Annotated in this window: 21 protein-coding genes, 1 tRNA gene, 1 other RNA gene and 1 pseudogene; 3 read left to right on the top strand and 21 right to left on the bottom strand. The window is 39.1% G+C overall.

From position 1 onward, the window contains the following. Positions 1-174 precede the first annotated feature (174 nt). The 21 genes and pseudogenes from DQN49_RS08570 to ssrA all read right to left on the bottom strand — a co-directional run bounded on the left by DQN49_RS08570 (position 175) and on the right by ssrA (position 13,566). Positions 175-483, bottom strand: coding sequence for a helix-turn-helix domain-containing protein (locus DQN49_RS08570; RefSeq protein WP_006995911.1), 309 nt, complete (start codon positions 481-483; stop codon positions 175-177). Further along, positions 480-818, bottom strand: a complete 339-nt coding sequence (locus tag DQN49_RS08565; protein WP_006995912.1) for a type II toxin-antitoxin system RelE/ParE family toxin — start codon at positions 816-818, stop codon at positions 480-482. The genes DQN49_RS08570 and DQN49_RS08565 overlap by 4 nt, the downstream gene beginning before the upstream one ends. Positions 819-1,408: 590 nt before the next feature. Continuing rightward, on the bottom strand, positions 1,409-3,601 hold the full coding sequence (locus tag DQN49_RS08560) for a DUF927 domain-containing protein (protein WP_006995913.1): 2,193 nt from the start codon (positions 3,599-3,601) through the stop codon (positions 1,409-1,411). Next, on the bottom strand, positions 3,589-3,981 hold the full coding sequence (locus tag DQN49_RS08555) for a hypothetical protein (protein WP_006995914.1): 393 nt from the start codon (positions 3,979-3,981) through the stop codon (positions 3,589-3,591). Before DQN49_RS08555 ends, DQN49_RS08560 begins: the two co-directional genes overlap by 13 nt. Continuing rightward, on the bottom strand, positions 3,974-4,657 hold the full coding sequence (locus DQN49_RS08550) for a hypothetical protein (RefSeq protein WP_006995915.1): 684 nt from the start codon (positions 4,655-4,657) through the stop codon (positions 3,974-3,976). Before DQN49_RS08550 ends, DQN49_RS08555 begins: the two co-directional genes overlap by 8 nt. Beyond that, positions 4,644-4,847 carry a hypothetical protein gene (locus DQN49_RS08545; RefSeq protein WP_006995916.1) on the bottom strand — a complete coding sequence of 68 codons (204 nt, stop codon included), beginning with the start codon at positions 4,845-4,847 and terminating at the stop codon, positions 4,644-4,646. The genes DQN49_RS08550 and DQN49_RS08545 overlap by 14 nt, the downstream gene beginning before the upstream one ends. Then, positions 4,837-5,208 carry a hypothetical protein gene (locus DQN49_RS08540; RefSeq protein WP_006995917.1) on the bottom strand — a complete coding sequence of 124 codons (372 nt, stop codon included), beginning with the start codon at positions 5,206-5,208 and terminating at the stop codon, positions 4,837-4,839. Before DQN49_RS08540 ends, DQN49_RS08545 begins: the two co-directional genes overlap by 11 nt. Beyond that, positions 5,201-5,440 (bottom strand): hypothetical protein, encoded by a 240-nt coding sequence (locus DQN49_RS10485; RefSeq protein WP_223395549.1) that lies wholly within the window; start codon positions 5,438-5,440, stop codon positions 5,201-5,203. The genes DQN49_RS08540 and DQN49_RS10485 overlap by 8 nt, the downstream gene beginning before the upstream one ends. Before the next feature lie 5 nt (positions 5,441-5,445). Continuing rightward, positions 5,446-5,961 (bottom strand): host cell division inhibitor Icd-like protein, encoded by a 516-nt coding sequence (locus DQN49_RS10480; RefSeq protein WP_006995919.1) that lies wholly within the window; start codon positions 5,959-5,961, stop codon positions 5,446-5,448. Positions 5,962-6,315: 354 nt separating this feature from the next. Next, positions 6,316-7,090, bottom strand: a pseudogene (locus DQN49_RS10675) (antA/AntB antirepressor family protein). After that, complete coding sequence (locus DQN49_RS08525; protein ID WP_006995923.1) at positions 7,080-7,382, bottom strand: hypothetical protein; 303 nt, start codon at positions 7,380-7,382, stop codon at positions 7,080-7,082. Before DQN49_RS08525 ends, DQN49_RS10675 begins: the two are co-directional and overlap by 11 nt. Next, on the bottom strand, positions 7,382-7,849 hold the full coding sequence (locus DQN49_RS08520) for a terminase small subunit (RefSeq protein WP_006995924.1): 468 nt from the start codon (positions 7,847-7,849) through the stop codon (positions 7,382-7,384). Before DQN49_RS08520 ends, DQN49_RS08525 begins: the two co-directional genes overlap by 1 nt. After that, positions 7,830-8,123, bottom strand: coding sequence for a hypothetical protein (locus tag DQN49_RS08515; RefSeq protein ID WP_006995925.1), 294 nt, complete (start codon positions 8,121-8,123; stop codon positions 7,830-7,832). The genes DQN49_RS08520 and DQN49_RS08515 overlap by 20 nt, the downstream gene beginning before the upstream one ends. Further along, positions 8,116-8,601, bottom strand: a complete 486-nt coding sequence (locus DQN49_RS08510) for a hypothetical protein (RefSeq protein WP_006995926.1) — start codon at positions 8,599-8,601, stop codon at positions 8,116-8,118. Before DQN49_RS08510 ends, DQN49_RS08515 begins: the two co-directional genes overlap by 8 nt. A gap of 14 nt (positions 8,602-8,615) precedes the next feature. After that, positions 8,616-8,876, bottom strand: coding sequence for a helix-turn-helix domain-containing protein (locus tag DQN49_RS08505; protein WP_032826278.1), 261 nt, complete (start codon positions 8,874-8,876; stop codon positions 8,616-8,618). A 10-nt stretch (positions 8,877-8,886) separates the two neighbouring features. Then, positions 8,887-9,135, bottom strand: a complete 249-nt coding sequence (locus DQN49_RS08500) for a helix-turn-helix transcriptional regulator (RefSeq protein ID WP_005681754.1) — start codon at positions 9,133-9,135, stop codon at positions 8,887-8,889. Positions 9,136-9,341: 206 nt separating this feature from the next. Next, positions 9,342-10,364: a hypothetical protein gene (locus DQN49_RS08495; RefSeq protein WP_006995928.1), complete on the bottom strand. Its 1,023-nt coding sequence runs from the start codon at positions 10,362-10,364 to the stop codon at positions 9,342-9,344. Positions 10,365-10,508: 144 nt separating this feature from the next. Further along, entirely contained in the window at positions 10,509-10,949 is a 441-nt protein-coding gene (locus DQN49_RS08490) for a hypothetical protein (protein ID WP_006995929.1), read from the bottom strand. A gap of 1 nt (position 10,950) precedes the next feature. Beyond that, a complete protein-coding gene (locus DQN49_RS08485; RefSeq protein WP_006995930.1) occupies positions 10,951-11,535 on the bottom strand; it encodes a Panacea domain-containing protein in 585 nt (194 codons plus the stop codon). A 168-nt stretch (positions 11,536-11,703) separates the two neighbouring features. Beyond that, positions 11,704-12,960: an integrase arm-type DNA-binding domain-containing protein gene (locus DQN49_RS08480; protein ID WP_006995931.1), complete on the bottom strand. Its 1,257-nt coding sequence runs from the start codon at positions 12,958-12,960 to the stop codon at positions 11,704-11,706. Between the two features lie 240 nt (positions 12,961-13,200). Further along, positions 13,201-13,566: a transfer-messenger RNA gene (gene ssrA, locus DQN49_RS08475) on the bottom strand. A gap of 428 nt (positions 13,567-13,994) precedes the next feature. Between ssrA and DQN49_RS08470 the strand changes: the two genes are divergently transcribed. The 3 genes from DQN49_RS08470 to nusA all read left to right on the top strand — a co-directional run bounded on the left by DQN49_RS08470 (position 13,995) and on the right by nusA (position 16,253). Continuing rightward, a tRNA-Met gene (locus DQN49_RS08470) sits at positions 13,995-14,071 on the top strand. A gap of 222 nt (positions 14,072-14,293) precedes the next feature. Further along, positions 14,294-14,749 (top strand): ribosome maturation factor RimP, encoded by a 456-nt coding sequence (gene rimP / locus DQN49_RS08465; protein WP_005657488.1) that lies wholly within the window; start codon positions 14,294-14,296, stop codon positions 14,747-14,749. Positions 14,750-14,765: 16 nt separating this feature from the next. Continuing rightward, a complete protein-coding gene (gene nusA, locus DQN49_RS08460; RefSeq protein WP_013527653.1) occupies positions 14,766-16,253 on the top strand; it encodes a transcription termination factor NusA in 1,488 nt (495 codons plus the stop codon). The last annotated feature ends 3 nt before the right edge of the window (positions 16,254-16,256 follow it).

The following is a 16,256-nucleotide window of genomic DNA, read 5'->3' as shown; positions in this document are numbered from 1 at the left end:
TTGCGAAGTTTAATCACTTCTAGCCACCAGCAAAAAAAGAAAAACGCAGTATATTTGACTGCGCTTTATTGCTTTATATCGTTTTATACTCTCTTTGTATAATTATACTTTTAATGTATAAAAGCGTATAAAGCATCTTATTTCTGCTGCTTGTCGTGCAATGATGAGTGATTATTATATCCCTGCGATGAGCTCAAAGGTTTGCGGGGCTTTATCCACCATGCGCAACAATAAGGAGGCGTGTGCGCTAGGTTTGGTTTTCCCTTGCTCCCAACCTTGATAGGTTCTTACACTAGTTCGTAACTTCTGCGCAAAAACGGCTTGAGAAAGGTTTAATTTCTCTCTAATTGCTTTCACTTCCTCTGCTGTAATGCTTGCAGGTTCAATTCGTTCACGCGTCTCTACTCTGAGCGTTATTTTCCCCTGTGTAAAGTCTTTATAGGCATTTAGCCCTTCTATAAGCTCATCAAATAATTTACTCATTGCTCTAGCTCCTCTATCTCTTTCACCAGTTTAGCTAAAATTTTATATTGCTCTGTGGTTAAATCTTCGCATCTGTTTTTACTGTAAGCGGTAACGAGTAATATCTGCGATTTACGTATGAGATAGTAATAAATCACTCGTGCGCCACCTCGTTTCCCTTTATTTCTTTCACTATCGGCAATCCTAATTTTCCGCAAGCCACCAGCATTTTGTATCACGTCTCCCTTTTCAGGGTTTTCTAATAGCTCATTCTGGAAAGCCCTATATTCATCATCAGATAAATGTGCTTTTCTGTAACGCTCAAAGGGCGGTAATTCAATAAATGATAATTTCACGATAAATAGGCTAAATGTTATTTAGCCTATTTATTATACGCTTTAAGGGTATGAAGTAAACATTTTATTCAATGCTCATTTCCTCGTGCGCGCGTACTGGTCGCAAAACTCAATAAAAAAGGCTCAATGCATTGCATAAAGCCTTATTCTTACCTACCATGTTTTAGTAAAGTTTTACCTATAGATCAACCATTGCCATCCACCACCTAAAAAATAAAAAAAGTGTATAGATAACTAAAAAACACTGGGCACGCTGGGCATTTGGGCACGAACCTTTAAAATCAATAACTTAGATGCGATTTTCGTGCCCAATCCACTGGGCACGGCTGGGCACAAATTGGGCACGATGGTAAATTGGTCGTTTTTTGACTGGGCACGGAAGCCATAAAATTGGGCACGCTATTTTTTTATAAGTAATTGATATATTTATATTTTGTTGTTTCCGTGCCCAAAATGCCCAATATTTTTTAACTCATCTACACACGGAAAAAATTTTTTTGTTTTTTTCCCGTTGGTGGAATAAAAAAAGAGCAAATCAATTATGATCTACTCTTTATTATTGATAGTCTATACCTTTCAAAATAGGCTTTTTATTCTATCTCTTCGCTTTCCTCGTCCTCGTTTAAGATTTCCAGTACATAGCATCGGATAGTTTTCCCTCCGCTTATTGTTTTGGGTAAACGGTTAAGGTATTTGCGCCCTCTCTCTTTTCCCTGTATTAACATTCCTGCACCCAATAAGATTTCATTTGCCTGTTTTTCATTAAAGCCTTTAATGACATCTTGAATATAAACTTGCGGAAATACCCAATATTTATCGCCCTCTTGCTGTTCTTTACTGTCGGCTAACTGGCGATAACCTGCCGTGTCGTTCGGTTCTTTCTGATTTGGATTGAAAGGAAAATCTAAAAATCTAGCCCCATTGCGTAAAAGCCAGCCATTCACTTGTTCAATGATTTGCTTTTCTTCTCGAGAATGTAGCCCATATTCATTTATCCATTCATTAAATCCGTGCAGAAGTGCGGTTTTGTTTTCGCTCGTTTCCCAGCCTGTTAGATGCGCTGCCAGCTGTAAAGCGGTTTCTAAAATGGCAAATCGCCCCGCCACTCGTTTTACTTGTGGGCTTGCGTCATTTGGTAGCATTGCTTGCCATTGTTCGCTTAAACGTTCATATTCAGCCGTTACCGCACTTTTATTTTCAAGTAGCCATTCTATCCACGCTCTGCCCATTGTGCCGTAGTAACGCCTTGTCATTGCGTTTAAATGGTCAGCGTGGGCTTTACCATTGCCAAAATGATAAAACGCGCTAGACGGCGTGATAGGGATATTTAACAGGCGGACTAATTGCCCAGCATTAGTTTTGATATTGTCTTGTTTTAAATAAAGCTCTAAATCTTGCTCGCCTATAGAAAATACCAAAATGCGCCAGCGGTTTAGTTCTCTGTTTCCGCCGTCTTTTGCGCCTTGTATTTTTCCCACGCCATTAAATAACGTGTAGGCGGTTTGCTCTACGTGCTTTTTGCTTGCCCCTTGTCCGATTTCATCAAGAGGAATAAAGCCGTCATTACGTGTGGCTGCCTCGTTAATCAATCCTAGGCTTGTGCCGTTCCACGATAAACGGATTAAATCAGGCTCGCCATAAATTGAACTCGCAATATTGGCTATGGTGGTTTTTCCTGCACTGGATTTACCGAATAAATGCACGCCAAAACTTTCCGCCCCAATTAAGCCAATCAACGGGGCAGACAAAGAACAAGCCACGCCTAGCATCATTGAATGATTGCCTCGTAGATATTGCCCTATTTCCCTTTGCCAGTCACTTAGCGTGCCTTTGGCTTGATAGCCTGCGCTGGTGGTTGATTTGCTATTGAAATAAATCGGTCGTTCAGGTTTCCCTAATACCTCGCCACTAGGCAGCACATAGGCGTTAAAGTCTGATTGCCAGCCTGTTTCGTTCACGATTTGATAAATCGGCTTATTCTGGGTATCTTGCAGGAAATCCGCTAAATGCGGTTTCAAGCGTTGGCTATTGGTAATTCTTAACCCGTTTTGTTTGAGTAATTGCCAGCCAGCACGCTCGCCAATATCCGCCCAAGGTAAGGCGATTAAAATCGGCTCGGACTTGCCTTGTGCTTGGAATGAAAGCATTGAAAAATAATCGCTATCAGAAAGCCCAATTCCCACGACATCAACACAATCAGCCAACCATTCGCATTTATCCATCATTTCGCCCGTGTCCTTGTCTAACTTTGGCACAACCCTAAAAAGCCCCTCTATGCCGTTCTCCTTGCGTTTTTCGGTGTAGGGCTGGTGGTTATCTCGGATAGATTCACAAATTGGTTTAATTTCCCCGTGATAGGTGTCCCCATTGCGTAACCGTTGAATATATCGGCTTACCTCTTCCAGAACTTCGCCCGCTTCATTGCAATAAATCACACTCTCTGCGCTGGTGGATTGCGCGATATTTAAATAAACACGCTCAAGCGTTTCATTTGACAGTGCCATGCCATTATTCGCCTGTATTAAGCGGATAGATTGGGTATTTTTAGGCGCAATGCGATAGCGTTCTATATGCTCTAAAATCTCACTATCTACCACCACACAAGGGAATGATTTCCCTTGCTCGCCTAGTGTGTTTTCTAGCTCAATTTCTACCGCACTTTTACCCATTTCATTAAAATGTTTTGCGATAGTTTGTGCTTGCGTGCCTATGCAAATAGTCACAAGGCTTTGCCCTGTGGGGTCTTGTTGTTTAGCGTAAGGCGCATTGATTAATTTAGCCATTTCTTGCCTCCTTGCGCTGCATCAATCCCTAATCTAATTCCTGCGCATTGCTTAAATAAAAATGCGTCCTTGAACTGAATTACTCTAATTTGTGCAGTAGGGTAGAGAATTTGAAAATGCTCTATCGCCTCCTCTAAATCTGCACGACTTCTTTTCCCCTTTGCGTGAATGATAGGGGCTTGTGCATTGCCTAAGCTAATTTCTAGCGTGTAGTGATTTAAATTAATTTCCTTGATATTCGTTAGCTTACCTTGCAGGGTATAGGTGCGATGAAAACTTAAAATAGCCTCTTTGCTTTCTCCCGTTGCGATAACAATCGGCATAAAAGAACCCTCAAAAACATGAACGCCAGCAGTTAAAACAAAAGCGGTTTTACTCATAGCTTACCCCCTGTAATTTCTCGCCCTCAATGCGCTCAATATTTAGTCGCTCAATTTGAGCCACTACCTCGCCGAACTTATGAATTAGATAACCGTTAGCTTGGTTGAAGTCTTTTAGGGTAGCTTGATTATCTCGGCAACATGTTCCCCCTTGAGATTTAGCCAGCGCATTAAAGAGCTTGCCACCAGCTTTCAATCTGTCGATTAAGTCCATCATTTCATCACGCATTTTAAGCTTATGATGAAAATCATCGGGGTAAACGTCTAAACACTTGCGATTGCTGTCTAAAATTAGCTTAAATTGGCGCGTAAGCTGGGCAAATTGAAAGGCTAAGGGATTAGCCCATAGTTTCCCTTGATATTTGCTTTTAGCCTCGCCTTGCGCTTCCTGTTGCGTTTTTGAGATCTCCTCAATTTTGAGGTTACCTAATTTTTTAACCGCACTTTTAATTGTTTTGCCACTTTCGCAAATCGCTTCAGCGTTTCGCAGTTTGCTTTCGCAGTTTTTAACCAGCTCATTTTTGAGCTCGTTAGGGTGTACGCCGTTGGCTGATACACTACTATCGCTTGCTAAATTCTTAGTGCGGTTCATTTCATTCACGAACTGATTTATCTTTCTTTGCTGGTTGTTTTTCTTCCATTGCTCAAGCTGTGCCATTGCATTAGTTGGTTTCATTTTCTTCCCCTTTCAAAATCGTGATCACTTCTAACACTCGACCGCAAATATCGGTTTGCCCTATTTCGTGCTTACATTTGATTTTTGCCTGTAACGCCTCTCTAAGCGTGCCATATTCGCCCGCTATGAATTGGTCGCCGTTGTCATAAACAAAGATTAATTGATAGGGTAGGTTCGGTTTAATCATCATTTCTTTCAATCTCCCCATCTAAGCCACCAGCAAGATAATATTCGCTTAAGCTGGCGGTTTCTCTTAACGCATTGAGAAGATAGGCGTTTGCCTTGATTAATCCCCCGATATGTTTCACGTTATCGTTACTCATTGCCTCCCGTGTAAAATCCTGCTCTGTGTCGGCAAGATTGCCTAGGGTTTGCATTAAGTCGCCTAAGTGCATCAATCCATATTCGATAGACTCACAAAGATTTTCAGATTCACTGCGTAAGTCTGTTAATTTTTCCTTACTCATTGGTACAGGGATTTGCTTGTAGTTGTTAATGTCGTTAAAGTCCGCCATCTCTTGAAGTGCAGATAAAATTGATTGATTAAACATTTGCGCCCCCTTGTGTTACAGGTACAGAAAGGGTAGGAAATGTCGCTAAAGTGCGGTTGTTTTTGGGGTAGATTTTCATTGTTGGATTTCTCTTTGGTTTAGTAAGTAATGAATTATCGCCCTTAAATGGGTGTGATAAGGGTTCAACTGCTACCAAAGAATAGCCCACGTTATTCGTGCTTAAAGCCTTATTTCCGTGTGTCGCCCTTACCACAAATTCGATATAAGACAACGTGCCTAATTTTTTAGGAACGTGCAAGGAATGAATTTTAGGTAAAAAATACCGCTTAAATGACGGTTGCGGTTGCCGTCTTTGGTTTCAGTACTTTCAATACTACCTGCATCTTCACATTTCGGCAAGCTGTGATTTTTCCCATTAGTTGAAAAAGTGCGGTTGTTTTTAAGTGGGTTTTGGTTGATTCTGCCAACGAATAACAAGGTGTCGCCATCGGTAAAACGTGAGCGTGCTTGTTGTTCATTATCGGCAAGAAGTCTGATTTTGATTTGAGGTGCGCGTGATAGCGCGAAAATGAATTGATACATTTTGCGTAACTCCGTATGTAAACACTTGAGAGTTACCGCGTAAAGTTTCGAGGCTTTGGCGGTAACGTGTAACGGTCTCGAAAACTGCCACATACGGTTAGCAGCAAAGGGCGAACCTTTACCGCTACACGCTACCATTGAGAGAGATTTGTAGATTTGATGAATAAAAACAAAATCCGCAAATTCTTTGGGTGTGCGAATGTTACGCATAAAAAAAAACACGCTTTAGGCGTGCTCTGCGCCGTATGTAAATAAGTCGAGTTTCGAGGCTCGGCAATCGTTTTTTTCGACTGCAGGGAAATAATGCCAAATTTCACCGCACTTTGTAAAGGGTTTGAATTGTAAAAGTTTTCATCATTGCTATAATGCTTGTGAATTAGGTTCATATTAATGCCTAGTTTAATTGGTTGCATAAGATTATTCCTTAGTTACGCCGTAGGGTTGCTTATTTCCCTATGGCGTTTTGTTTTATAGGGTTGCTGCAAGGCTAAAAGCCACCAGCAATAAGGCGATAAAAATTAGAAATTGAAGAATTTCGGTAAAGTCGTTCATTGTGTTTCTCCTTTATTCCGCTCTTTCACGCTCTGCCAGTTCGGATAATCTGCCTTTTCGCTCGTGATAGCTCATATCAAGATTGATTAAGGCTGTGTTCGTTGCTTGTAATGTTTTTAATAGTTTCAGTTGCGATACATTAAGCGCATCTCGAACATTGCCTACAATGCCGTGTTTAGCTTTCCATTTCCGCACATTTGAACCAATAACAAGGCTATCTAGCATTTCTTGGTTTTGGCTGTAGTGATAGGCTTTAGGTTTCACGCCCGCCCGCACTAATTGAGCCTTGATTGCATCGGTCATTTCCTTGTTTCGGTCTATGCTTTCCAATCTCTCTATAGTTTTTGATAGGGTGTTTTTATATATGGCAGGCGATGAAGTTCTTAGTTGTTTTTCAGCCTCGATAAAATGCTGTCTTATTGCTCGCCCTATTTCGTTCTTTTCCATTAAACAAAGGTGCTTAGCCATATCTAAAGAAACGATATAATCAATCAGCTTTTGCGGTCGTGCCATCGTTGAAAGCTGTTTATTATTTGTGCTCGCCAATTCGGGGGGAGCTCAAATTTTCTACAATCAAAAAATCTTGATTTTCGATAAAGCCTGCTTGTTTAATTCTGGCTCTAATCCATGTGGAATAATCCCGCCCCACTTTTAAGAATCGGTGCACATCTCGGGCATTGATTCCGCTCACGCCATTAAAATGGTTCTGCGGATTGGCTAATAGGTTGATAATTTCTGCTTTGCTTGTATCAAGCCCTGATACATCTAGTTCAATTCTATTTTTCATTGTCTGCCTCCTGTTTTCTTTTTCTCATCATCTCTAAGTGTTTTTTCGTGGTGTAAAAACTCGTTTCTAATCGCTCGTTCTTTCGCAGCCCCGCCGTCATCTTCGTAAAGCTATCTATTTCGCTCTGAATCGCATTAAGACGCTGTTCTAACACTTGAATAACGTCATCTATCGGGTACGGTTCGTTATCGTCATATAGGCTCATAAACGTGAAGATTTGATGCGATTTTCTATAGTGTTGAATGGCTTGTTGAAGCAATAAGCTGTTATGTTTTGCTATGGTGCATTTCACTATAAATTCTCCTCTTGGGGTTCATCGCTAAAGGTTACGTTAATCACAGTAGGCAAGGGTTTTATATCGCCCTCAAGATTGATTGTTTGTTTATCAAAGCCTAAAACTTTTGCTTGACCCATTACGGCTGATACTGCTGAAGATAGATTGCCCTTTTTCATTGCTTCGCTGTAAATATCTTCTAGCTTGTTCAAAATATCGCTCACTGTAATGTTATGTTCCTTGCGGTGTTCTGCCCGCAATGCCTCAATTCTTGCCTTAATCTTGCTGTTTTCCATTAAATCAAAGGCTCGGCGATTTACGGTTTCAGGTTTCATATTTTCAGCGTCATAGGCTCGGCGATAGGCTTCGCTTGCGTTACCTGTTTCAATGTAAAACAAGCAAAAATCACTTTGTTTAACCGTTAATTCATTCATCATTTCTTCTTCCTTTGCCTTGTTGAGCAACTCACGGTAAATAACTCGCATCAGCTTTGTGTTCTTGATGAATAGCCAACACTTCAATTTGCCGTTTTAAGTCGTTTACTTGCTCAATGGCACAATCCACTTCTTCAAGGATTAACTCATAGATTTGCTTAGGGGTTGCTGGTGGACGGTTCCCGTCTTTATCTGGATAGTCAAGAATTGTGCCCTTGATTGCCGTGTCGGTTATGTATCGTAAGCGGTCTAATGTTCTTGAAATCGTCCATAGCGTAGCGTGCTTGCATTTTTCGGTATTGGTCTGTTGATTTGTATTAGTCATTTTTTTCAGTCGCTCCTTGTTCGTTTAATTCAACATTCCGCCCATTTCGGTAAATGTCAGTTTTTTCATCTTGGCAAAATTGTTGTTCAAGGTGTCGCATGGTTTCTTGTTTGGTATCAGTGGAAAGGATTTCATCAAGTGGAATGAGTGCGCCATTTGCTTTTTTCATCGGGTTAAATGCCATGCCATTTTCAGAAAGTGCGGTGAGTTCTTGTTGCATGTCCTCATCAATCAGCAATGGGGCTTTTGTGCTTTGTTGAAGAAAAGCAACCATTATCAACGCCTCTTGCATCGTGTCAGCATCAATGCCTAAGGGTAGGAAATCGTCCACTTCAAGCCATAAAACGGCATTTATTCCCCAACCTGTAGAAGTTGCCGTTAAATGTGGGAATTGTGCCTTTGAATAAGTAATTGAAATCGGAGTATTAATTAAATCTTTGCGCCCTTGTTCTGTTGAGCGGTCTTTGCAATCGGTCATTTTTTTATTTCTCCTTAGTCGTTATATTGATAATTTTGGCTTACTTCATTTTGGTGCAGTACATACACGCCCACACGGTGCGCTAATCCGCTTGAATCGGTTTCTTTGCGATAAAAAGTATCAATATGAAACCCTTTATCTCTAAGTTCCTTAATTCGTGCGGGTGGAAAGTAAATACCTAGCTCTCGCAATTCGTTGGTACTATGCGGGCGAACAGATAAGCACTGCAAAATGTATTTTTGTTGTTCATGGGTGCTAGTTGTATTGATTGCCATCATTTCCGCCTTAGCTAACTCTACATTCGTTAGCGAGTTTTAAAACGTAAGCATTAATTTCAGATTCAAGAAAACAAGTTGCCCCATTTGCCACTTTGATTGCCTTAGGAAAATCAGGGCGATAGCGTTTAGCTTTTGGGTTGCGCCAGTCGTCTAAGGTGGTAAGGCTCACGCCTAATCGCTCGGCGGTTGATTTGCGTCTTAAAAAGCGCGGTGCTTGTTCTGTGTCGTTTGATGGTGTGGTAGTTTTGTCAGGCATAAATCCCCCATAATGTTATTGATAGATACATATACCGCCTTATAGTGCTATTTGCGGTTCGAGGGGTATTGTGGGGAATTGAATTTTTATAGGTGGTAAGTTACCAAAATCTTTTGGTAAGAAGTTTTGGTAAGAGGGTTTAAGCCTTATGCTTACTGGGTTTACGCAATTTTGGTAAGAAGTAATTAGAAATAAAAAAGGCGGTGTTATTCCGCCTTAGTGATAAGATTAAGTGCTTCCCTAATTCTTGGTCTGATTGTATCTAATGTTCTAGTTTTGGTTTCAGGTTGCAATAGCTTTATTATCTCGTGTTCTATACCTCTGCTAATCGCATTTTGATTAATTCGATTGCTTCCTTTTTGATAACTTTGTTTATATCCTGCAAGAAGATTAGAAAGTGCACCAATCATCAATAAATGCGTTTCTCGCTCCCTAACATCGTAAGCCTTAGCATTTTCTAAAACTGGTTCAGAATCTACCGCACTTTGTTGTAGCTTTTGTTCAAGCTCTGCAATTCTATCTTGTTGTGCTTTTAATTCTGCCTTTAAGCGTTCATTTTCAGCTTGTAGCTGTGTGTTTTTAGCTTTTTCTTCCTGTAATTCGGTTGAATCTATGGAATCGTTTGATTGTTTTTTAAGTTGTTCATCTTGATGAAAATCTATGATCTCTTTAAGCTGTTCTATTAGAACATAGGTGTATTGGGTTGGAACATCTAGATAGTTGTTAGGAAAATCAAAATTTAACCCAAAATTATGATTTAAATCTCCAAACTCATTATTTAAAAAACGATATGATGAAAATTTGTCTAATATGATTTTTTGAGCAGTTTCATTGATTGTTCTACTTGGAATTTGGATAAAACCGTCAAATTGAATCATTGATAATTTGCCTTTCGCCTGTTCATCACAATCAGATAAACCGTAAACATAACCAAAAGGAACATCATCTTTTTCGTCATCTATCTGTAAGTCTATGTTATAATCTGCAACTTTAAAAAAATCATTGTAAAATCTATCTTTCTTTTCACTATTTACAAATCCGCATAATTCAAAATCACTATTAAATTCAGTTTTGACCTTTTTGCTTTCAATTTTTTCTATTCTTATAAATAAATCAAGTGCATTATTCTTAGAATAATGAAAAATCTCATCAATACCAAAATTAAATTCATTCTGTAATTTTTGAATATTTTTATCATTTAAAATTAGATAAGAACCCAGAATGCTCACAAAACGCCCCTATGCGTTACCCCTATTTATGAAAGGTAGTGCGACAAAATAAAAATAGGGTTTTATTCTTTCAGTGTAGGTAATTAGTCCGCACCTAGTCGCACTTTGTTGAGTTCAGTTATTAAGGATTATTTAACAACTGGATTAATTGAATATATCGGCGCATGCACATTGAGCGATTGCGCTTTTTAAAAATCGAACATATCGGCGTTCAACATTATCAGATTTTAAAATGCCTTTTAAAATTCGCTTATAAAGCTCGTCATTAATTAAATCTTTTGCAATAAAGCTTCCGCTATCAATTCCCTTTTGTATTTCTTCGGCTCTATCTATGCGTAAGTGGTTGTAATGAATAAAGCTATCTCGCTTTATAAATTCGTGTTCGCCTTGTTTAATAACGCAAGTAGAATCAAAACATTTGCCCTCTCTTATACTTGAGCAACTAACACTTAAAACGCATTGATCTACGCCTGTCTCACCGTTAAAAAATGGATCTGTAAGAATGAAATATAAGTGATAATATCCGCTTTCTTTCTTGCCGTAATCTGTAGGCTTTAATATGGTAATTTTTCGTTTGATAACCACTTTAAGCCTCTTTTAAAACTCGGTTAAATGATGCCTTGAGTTCTAAGTCTTCAAAAATATAGTCTATTTCCTGTGGCGTTTTGCCTATATGTGTTAGTAATGTTTTGAGTTCAATTTTCTTTCTGCTTCCTTTCGGGTCTTCCCATTCTGGGATGTAGTTTTTATTGTGGGTATATTCTACTAATGCAAACGGCTCGAAATGTCCAAATTTATTGAGGATTTGATTTAATATTTCTTCATCACTAACAGAAAGGCAATCCCAAAAATATTCGTCTGTTTCATCTACTTTTTTAGCCAATTTAACGCAATAATTCGCATCGTCTGCTATCCATTTATCCCACACATTCGCATTTGCGCTATTAAGTTGATTAAATGTTTCACCGTGCATTAAATCCAATGTTTTGGATAACACTGGTCCATAAGGCAAGGAATAATATTCATCGCCTGTTATTGCGTAATCTCGTTCTTGCCAGCTCAACCTATCAGCAAGATAAAGCAACTTCATTAATTTTAAGTGTTTCATTGAGCCACCAGATTTATATAGCAAGTAGGCGGCCGCCTGTGCGGTTTTCATCTCATTAAACATTTATTGACCCCCAAACTTCGCACTTTAAAACGCGCAATATTTTAACACTTATACTTTATGATGTTATATAATGCTTTATAGTGCTTATTTTAACTGATATTTTGCACAGTTCAAGTATAGACAAAAAATAACCGATAACGTTACTTGTTATCGGCTGTCGGTGGTGGCTTAAACAACCATTTTTAAATGATACTTAGGCAATGCGCCGTTTGAACATTCCTCAATAAAATCGCCCCATACCTGCAGTAACTTAAAACGTTGCTCTAATCGTTCTCCCCTGTCATAGGCTGCCTTGATTCTATCTGATTTCATATGCGATAGTGCAACCTCGATTAATTCGCTATCATAGCCTTTGTCATTCAAATAGGTGCTTGCTATGGCTCTCAATCCGTGCGCAACTAATTTACCGTGATAGCCCATGCGTTTTATTGCAGAATTTGCCGTTTGTGTGTTTACGTGGGTTTGAGGGTTCTTTGCGCTAGGGAATAAATAAACCTTACTCTCACTTCGTTTTTTAATTTCTCGCAATAATGCCATCGCTTGCCGTGATAGAGTGATTTTATGCTCACGCCCTTTGTCTGTTTCTTTAATCCCTTTTTTGATGTAAATCGTCCATATTCTCGCTTGCTCGTCAATATCCTCATATCTTGCGGTAGCTGCCTCATTTGGGCGTGTCATCGTGAGCATTTGCCATAGAATTAAAAAGCGGGTTTGTAAGTGAATTTGAGCGTTATTTAAGGTGTAAAGAAATTCCCCTAAATCTTCTGGCTTAATGGTTTTAAAGTGTTCTACCGTAGGGCTGTCAAATTCTTTAGATATTTTTTCGGTAGGGTTGCTTGATATGTAGCCTCTATGCAAGGCGTAAGTCATTATCTCATTATGCTTTTGAATAGTACGCTTAAGTTTCTCTAGCGTCCCTTCGTCTTGATAGCGTTTGAACGCTTTTAATGCCATAGGGGCAGTAATTGCAGAGATAGGCAATGCGCCAAAGTGTGGTAAAAGATTTCTTCTTATTAGGCTTGCTACGTCTTTTTGATAATCCAAAGAGAAGTTCTTTTTTGTCTTGCGATATTCAAACCACGCCCACGCCATCGATTCATAGGTATTAGCTAAATCATCTGCTTTTGTTTTGTGCAGGTGCCCCCTATGCGTTTTAGGATCTATATTTTGTGCCAATAGTGCACGATATTCTTCACGGATTGCGCGCGCCTCTGATAATGATATGTCAGGAAATGAACCTAGACTAATTTCAGTGCGTTTAGGTGGGGTAGTAAAAGGCTTGTAATAATTAAATCGCCATAGCTTAGAGCCTTTTTGCGTTATAGATAAAAATAAACCTTGCCCATCTATTAGCTTATAGGGCTTATTTTTTGGTTTCGCTTTCTCTATTTGGGTATTGGAAAGTGTTTTAGTAGTACGTGCCATAGTAGTACAACCTTATTTTAGTAGTATAAAACTGAGAGCGGTTGAGCCCAGTGTTTGCAAGGGGTTTCAGTGTTTTAGGAGTATAATTTTTCCCTTGTTAAAAAAGATCCTACTAAATCTACTCCTAAAATTCTAGGGTTAAATAATGTTTTATAGTGGCGTATAGGGAATAAAAAAAGCCTTAATTCCAGTAAAATCAAGGCTTTGTGATGTCGTATAATGACGTATGATTTTGATTGTTGGTGGAGCTGGGGGGAGTTGAACCCCCGTCCGAAATTACTCTACCTTCAGTACTACACGTTTAGTCTCGTCTTTAATTTCACTTAAGCATGCGGACAGACACGCTAAACTTAAGCTAGTTTGATTCAATTTAGTGCTTCGATCCTCAAACGGTGGCTTCCACACGATCTCGTTTTGGTTTGACTCCGCGTTATCCCCGTCTTACGAGCGGAAGCTGGAGCGCGAAGGCTAAATGCAGGTTATTAAGCTGCTAAAGCGTATTGTTCGTCGTTTGCGACTATTTTTTTGCGGTTTATTTACGAGGCCTACCGCACCTCGACGTGCACCTTGGGCTTCGCTAATCCCGTCGAATCCAGAATCAGCCCCAAAATTGCGTGTTAGTCTAACAAAAAAAGAAAGGTAGGGAAAGTCGAGATTGATTGAATTTTTGTATGAAAGCTAGAATAACCTTAAATATTGTCTATTTATTATTGGCTTATTACCTTATTAACAATTCATCTCTAAATTGATTGGAGACGATCATTGATTTTTTATGGACGGGAGGCTTGATAATGGCGTTAATTAATTGGCATTATTTCACGCTTTATTTTTGATGATAGGAGCTATAGATTTGTAAATTATGGCAAAATTAAAGATATTTACGAATTCCTGAAAATATAACACAGCATATATGCTATAATTAGCTCCTAAACTTTTTGGAAAATGTTATCTTATTCTAGTATTTATTATCAATGATTTTATAAAATTTCTTGCATATTAAATTTTTATCACTATAATGTAGCACATGTTTCGGACGCGGGGTGGAGCAGCTTGGTAGCTCGTCGGGCTCATAACCCGAAGGTCGTTGGTTCAAATCCAGCCCCCGCAACCAAATAATAAGTTCAGTAAAAGAACCCCAGTTTTGGGGTTTTTTTCTATAAGAAATTTAGTAACTGGGCTTAGGTTCTTATGAACCTAACCCTTTTTTTATGCCTGAGATTTAATAAACTATCTTCTTACTATTACTAAAATAGAGGGATAAGTATTGTTTAGGATAAGGTTTCATAAGGTTATGATATAGTGCGGTGAATTACACCCTATATAGGAGTAGAAATTGGCTACATTAGAACAAAATTTACAAGAAATGCTACAAGATGCGGTAGAGGATTTAGGCTGTGAATTGTGGGGCATTGAGTGTCAGCGCGTGGGTCGTTTTATGACAGTTCGTTTATTTATAGATAAAGATGGTGGTGTGACAGTTGATGATTGTGCTGATGTAAGTCGTCAAGTGAGCGCAATTTTAGACGTGGAAGATCCAATTGCGGATAAATATAATCTAGAAGTGTCGTCACCTGGTTTAGATCGTCCGCTATTTACCTTGCCGCAATTTGAACGCTATATTGGGCAAGATATCGCTGTGCATTTGCGAATTCCAGTGATGGAACGCCGTAAATGGCAAGGTAAGTTAGAGCGTATTGAAAAGGATATGATTACTTTAATCGTTGATGATCAAGAACAAATTTTAGTCTTCGGAAACATTCAAAAAGCGAATGTTGTTGCAAAATTTTAAAAGGAGAAAAAGAGAAATGAGTAAAGAAATTTTACTGGCGGCGGAAGCTGTATCCAATGAAAAATTATTACCACGTGAGAAAATTTTTGAAGCATTAGAGAGTGCGATTGCGATTTCTACTAAGAAGAAGTTTGAATATGAAACGGATATTCGCGTTTCAATTAATCCCAAAACAGGAGAATTTGATACTTTTCGCCGTTGGTTAGTCGTAGATGAAGTAAAAGTACCAACGAAGGAAATTACTTTGGAAGCGGCGCAATTTGATGATCCAAATTTGCAACTTGGAGAGTATGTAGAAGATCAAATTGAATCTATTGCATTTGACCGTATTGCAATGCAAACGGCACGTCAAGTTATTAGCACTAAAATTCGTGAAGCTGAACGTGCAAAAGTGGTTGAACAATTTCGTGAAGAAGAAGGAAAAATTGTAACAGGCACTGTAAAAAAAGTAAGTCGAGACAGTATTATTTTGGATCTTGGCAATAAAGCGGAAGCGATGATTGCACGTGAAGATATGTTACCACGTGAAAACTTCCGTCTGGGAGATCGTGTTCGTGGGGTGCTTTATAAAGTAAATCCTGAAGGCAAAACTGCACAATTATTTGTGACACGTTCTAAACCAGAAATGTTGATCGAATTATTCCGTATTGAAGTGCCTGAAATTGGCGAAGAAATGATTGAAATCCGTGGTGCAGCTCGTGATGCTGGCTCTCGCGCTAAAATTGCAGTGAAATCAAATGATAAGCGAATTGATCCAGTTGGTGCTTGTGTAGGAATGCGTGGTGCGCGTGTTCAGGTAATTACGAATGAACTTGGTGGCGAGCGTGTAGATATCGTGCTTTGGGATGACAATCCCGCGCAATTTGTGATTAATGCGATGGCACCTGCGGATGTTTCTTCTATTATCGTTGATGAAGATAATCATTCTATGGATATTGCTGTTGAAGCTGATAATCTTGCTCAAGCCATTGGTCGTAATGGTCAAAACGTGCGTTTAGCAACACAATTAACGGGTTGGACACTAAACGTAATGACGACTGATGAGTTAAATGCTAAGCATCAAGCAGAAGATAACAAAGTGTTAAATTTATTTATTAACGCATTAAAACTTGATGAAGAATTTGCTCAAATCCTTGTAGAAGAAGGCTTCACAAGTTTAGAAGAAATTGCTTATGTGCCAATGAATGAATTGACTGCAATTGATGGTTTGGAAGATGAAGATCTTGTTGAAGAACTTCAAACTCGTGCTAAAAATGCGATTACAGCCGCAGCAGTAGCTGAAGAAGAAGCACTGAAAAAAGCGAATGTTGAAGATCGTTTATTGAATTTAGAGGGAATGAATCGTCACGTTGCAATCAAACTAGCAGAAAAACAAATTACCACCCTTGAAGAACTCGCAGAACAAGGCGTTGATGATTTAACTGATATTGAAGAATTAACCGCAGAACAGGCCGCAGATTTAATTATGGCTGCACGTAATATCTGTTGGTTTGGCGAAGAATAAGGA

Origin of the sequence: Haemophilus aegyptius (assembly GCF_900475885.1) — a bacterium.
GTDB lineage: Bacteria > Pseudomonadota > Gammaproteobacteria > Enterobacterales > Pasteurellaceae > Haemophilus > Haemophilus influenzae.
The sequence above is the reverse complement of the archived record's forward strand: the minus strand, read 5'-3'. Positions and strand labels throughout refer to the sequence as shown.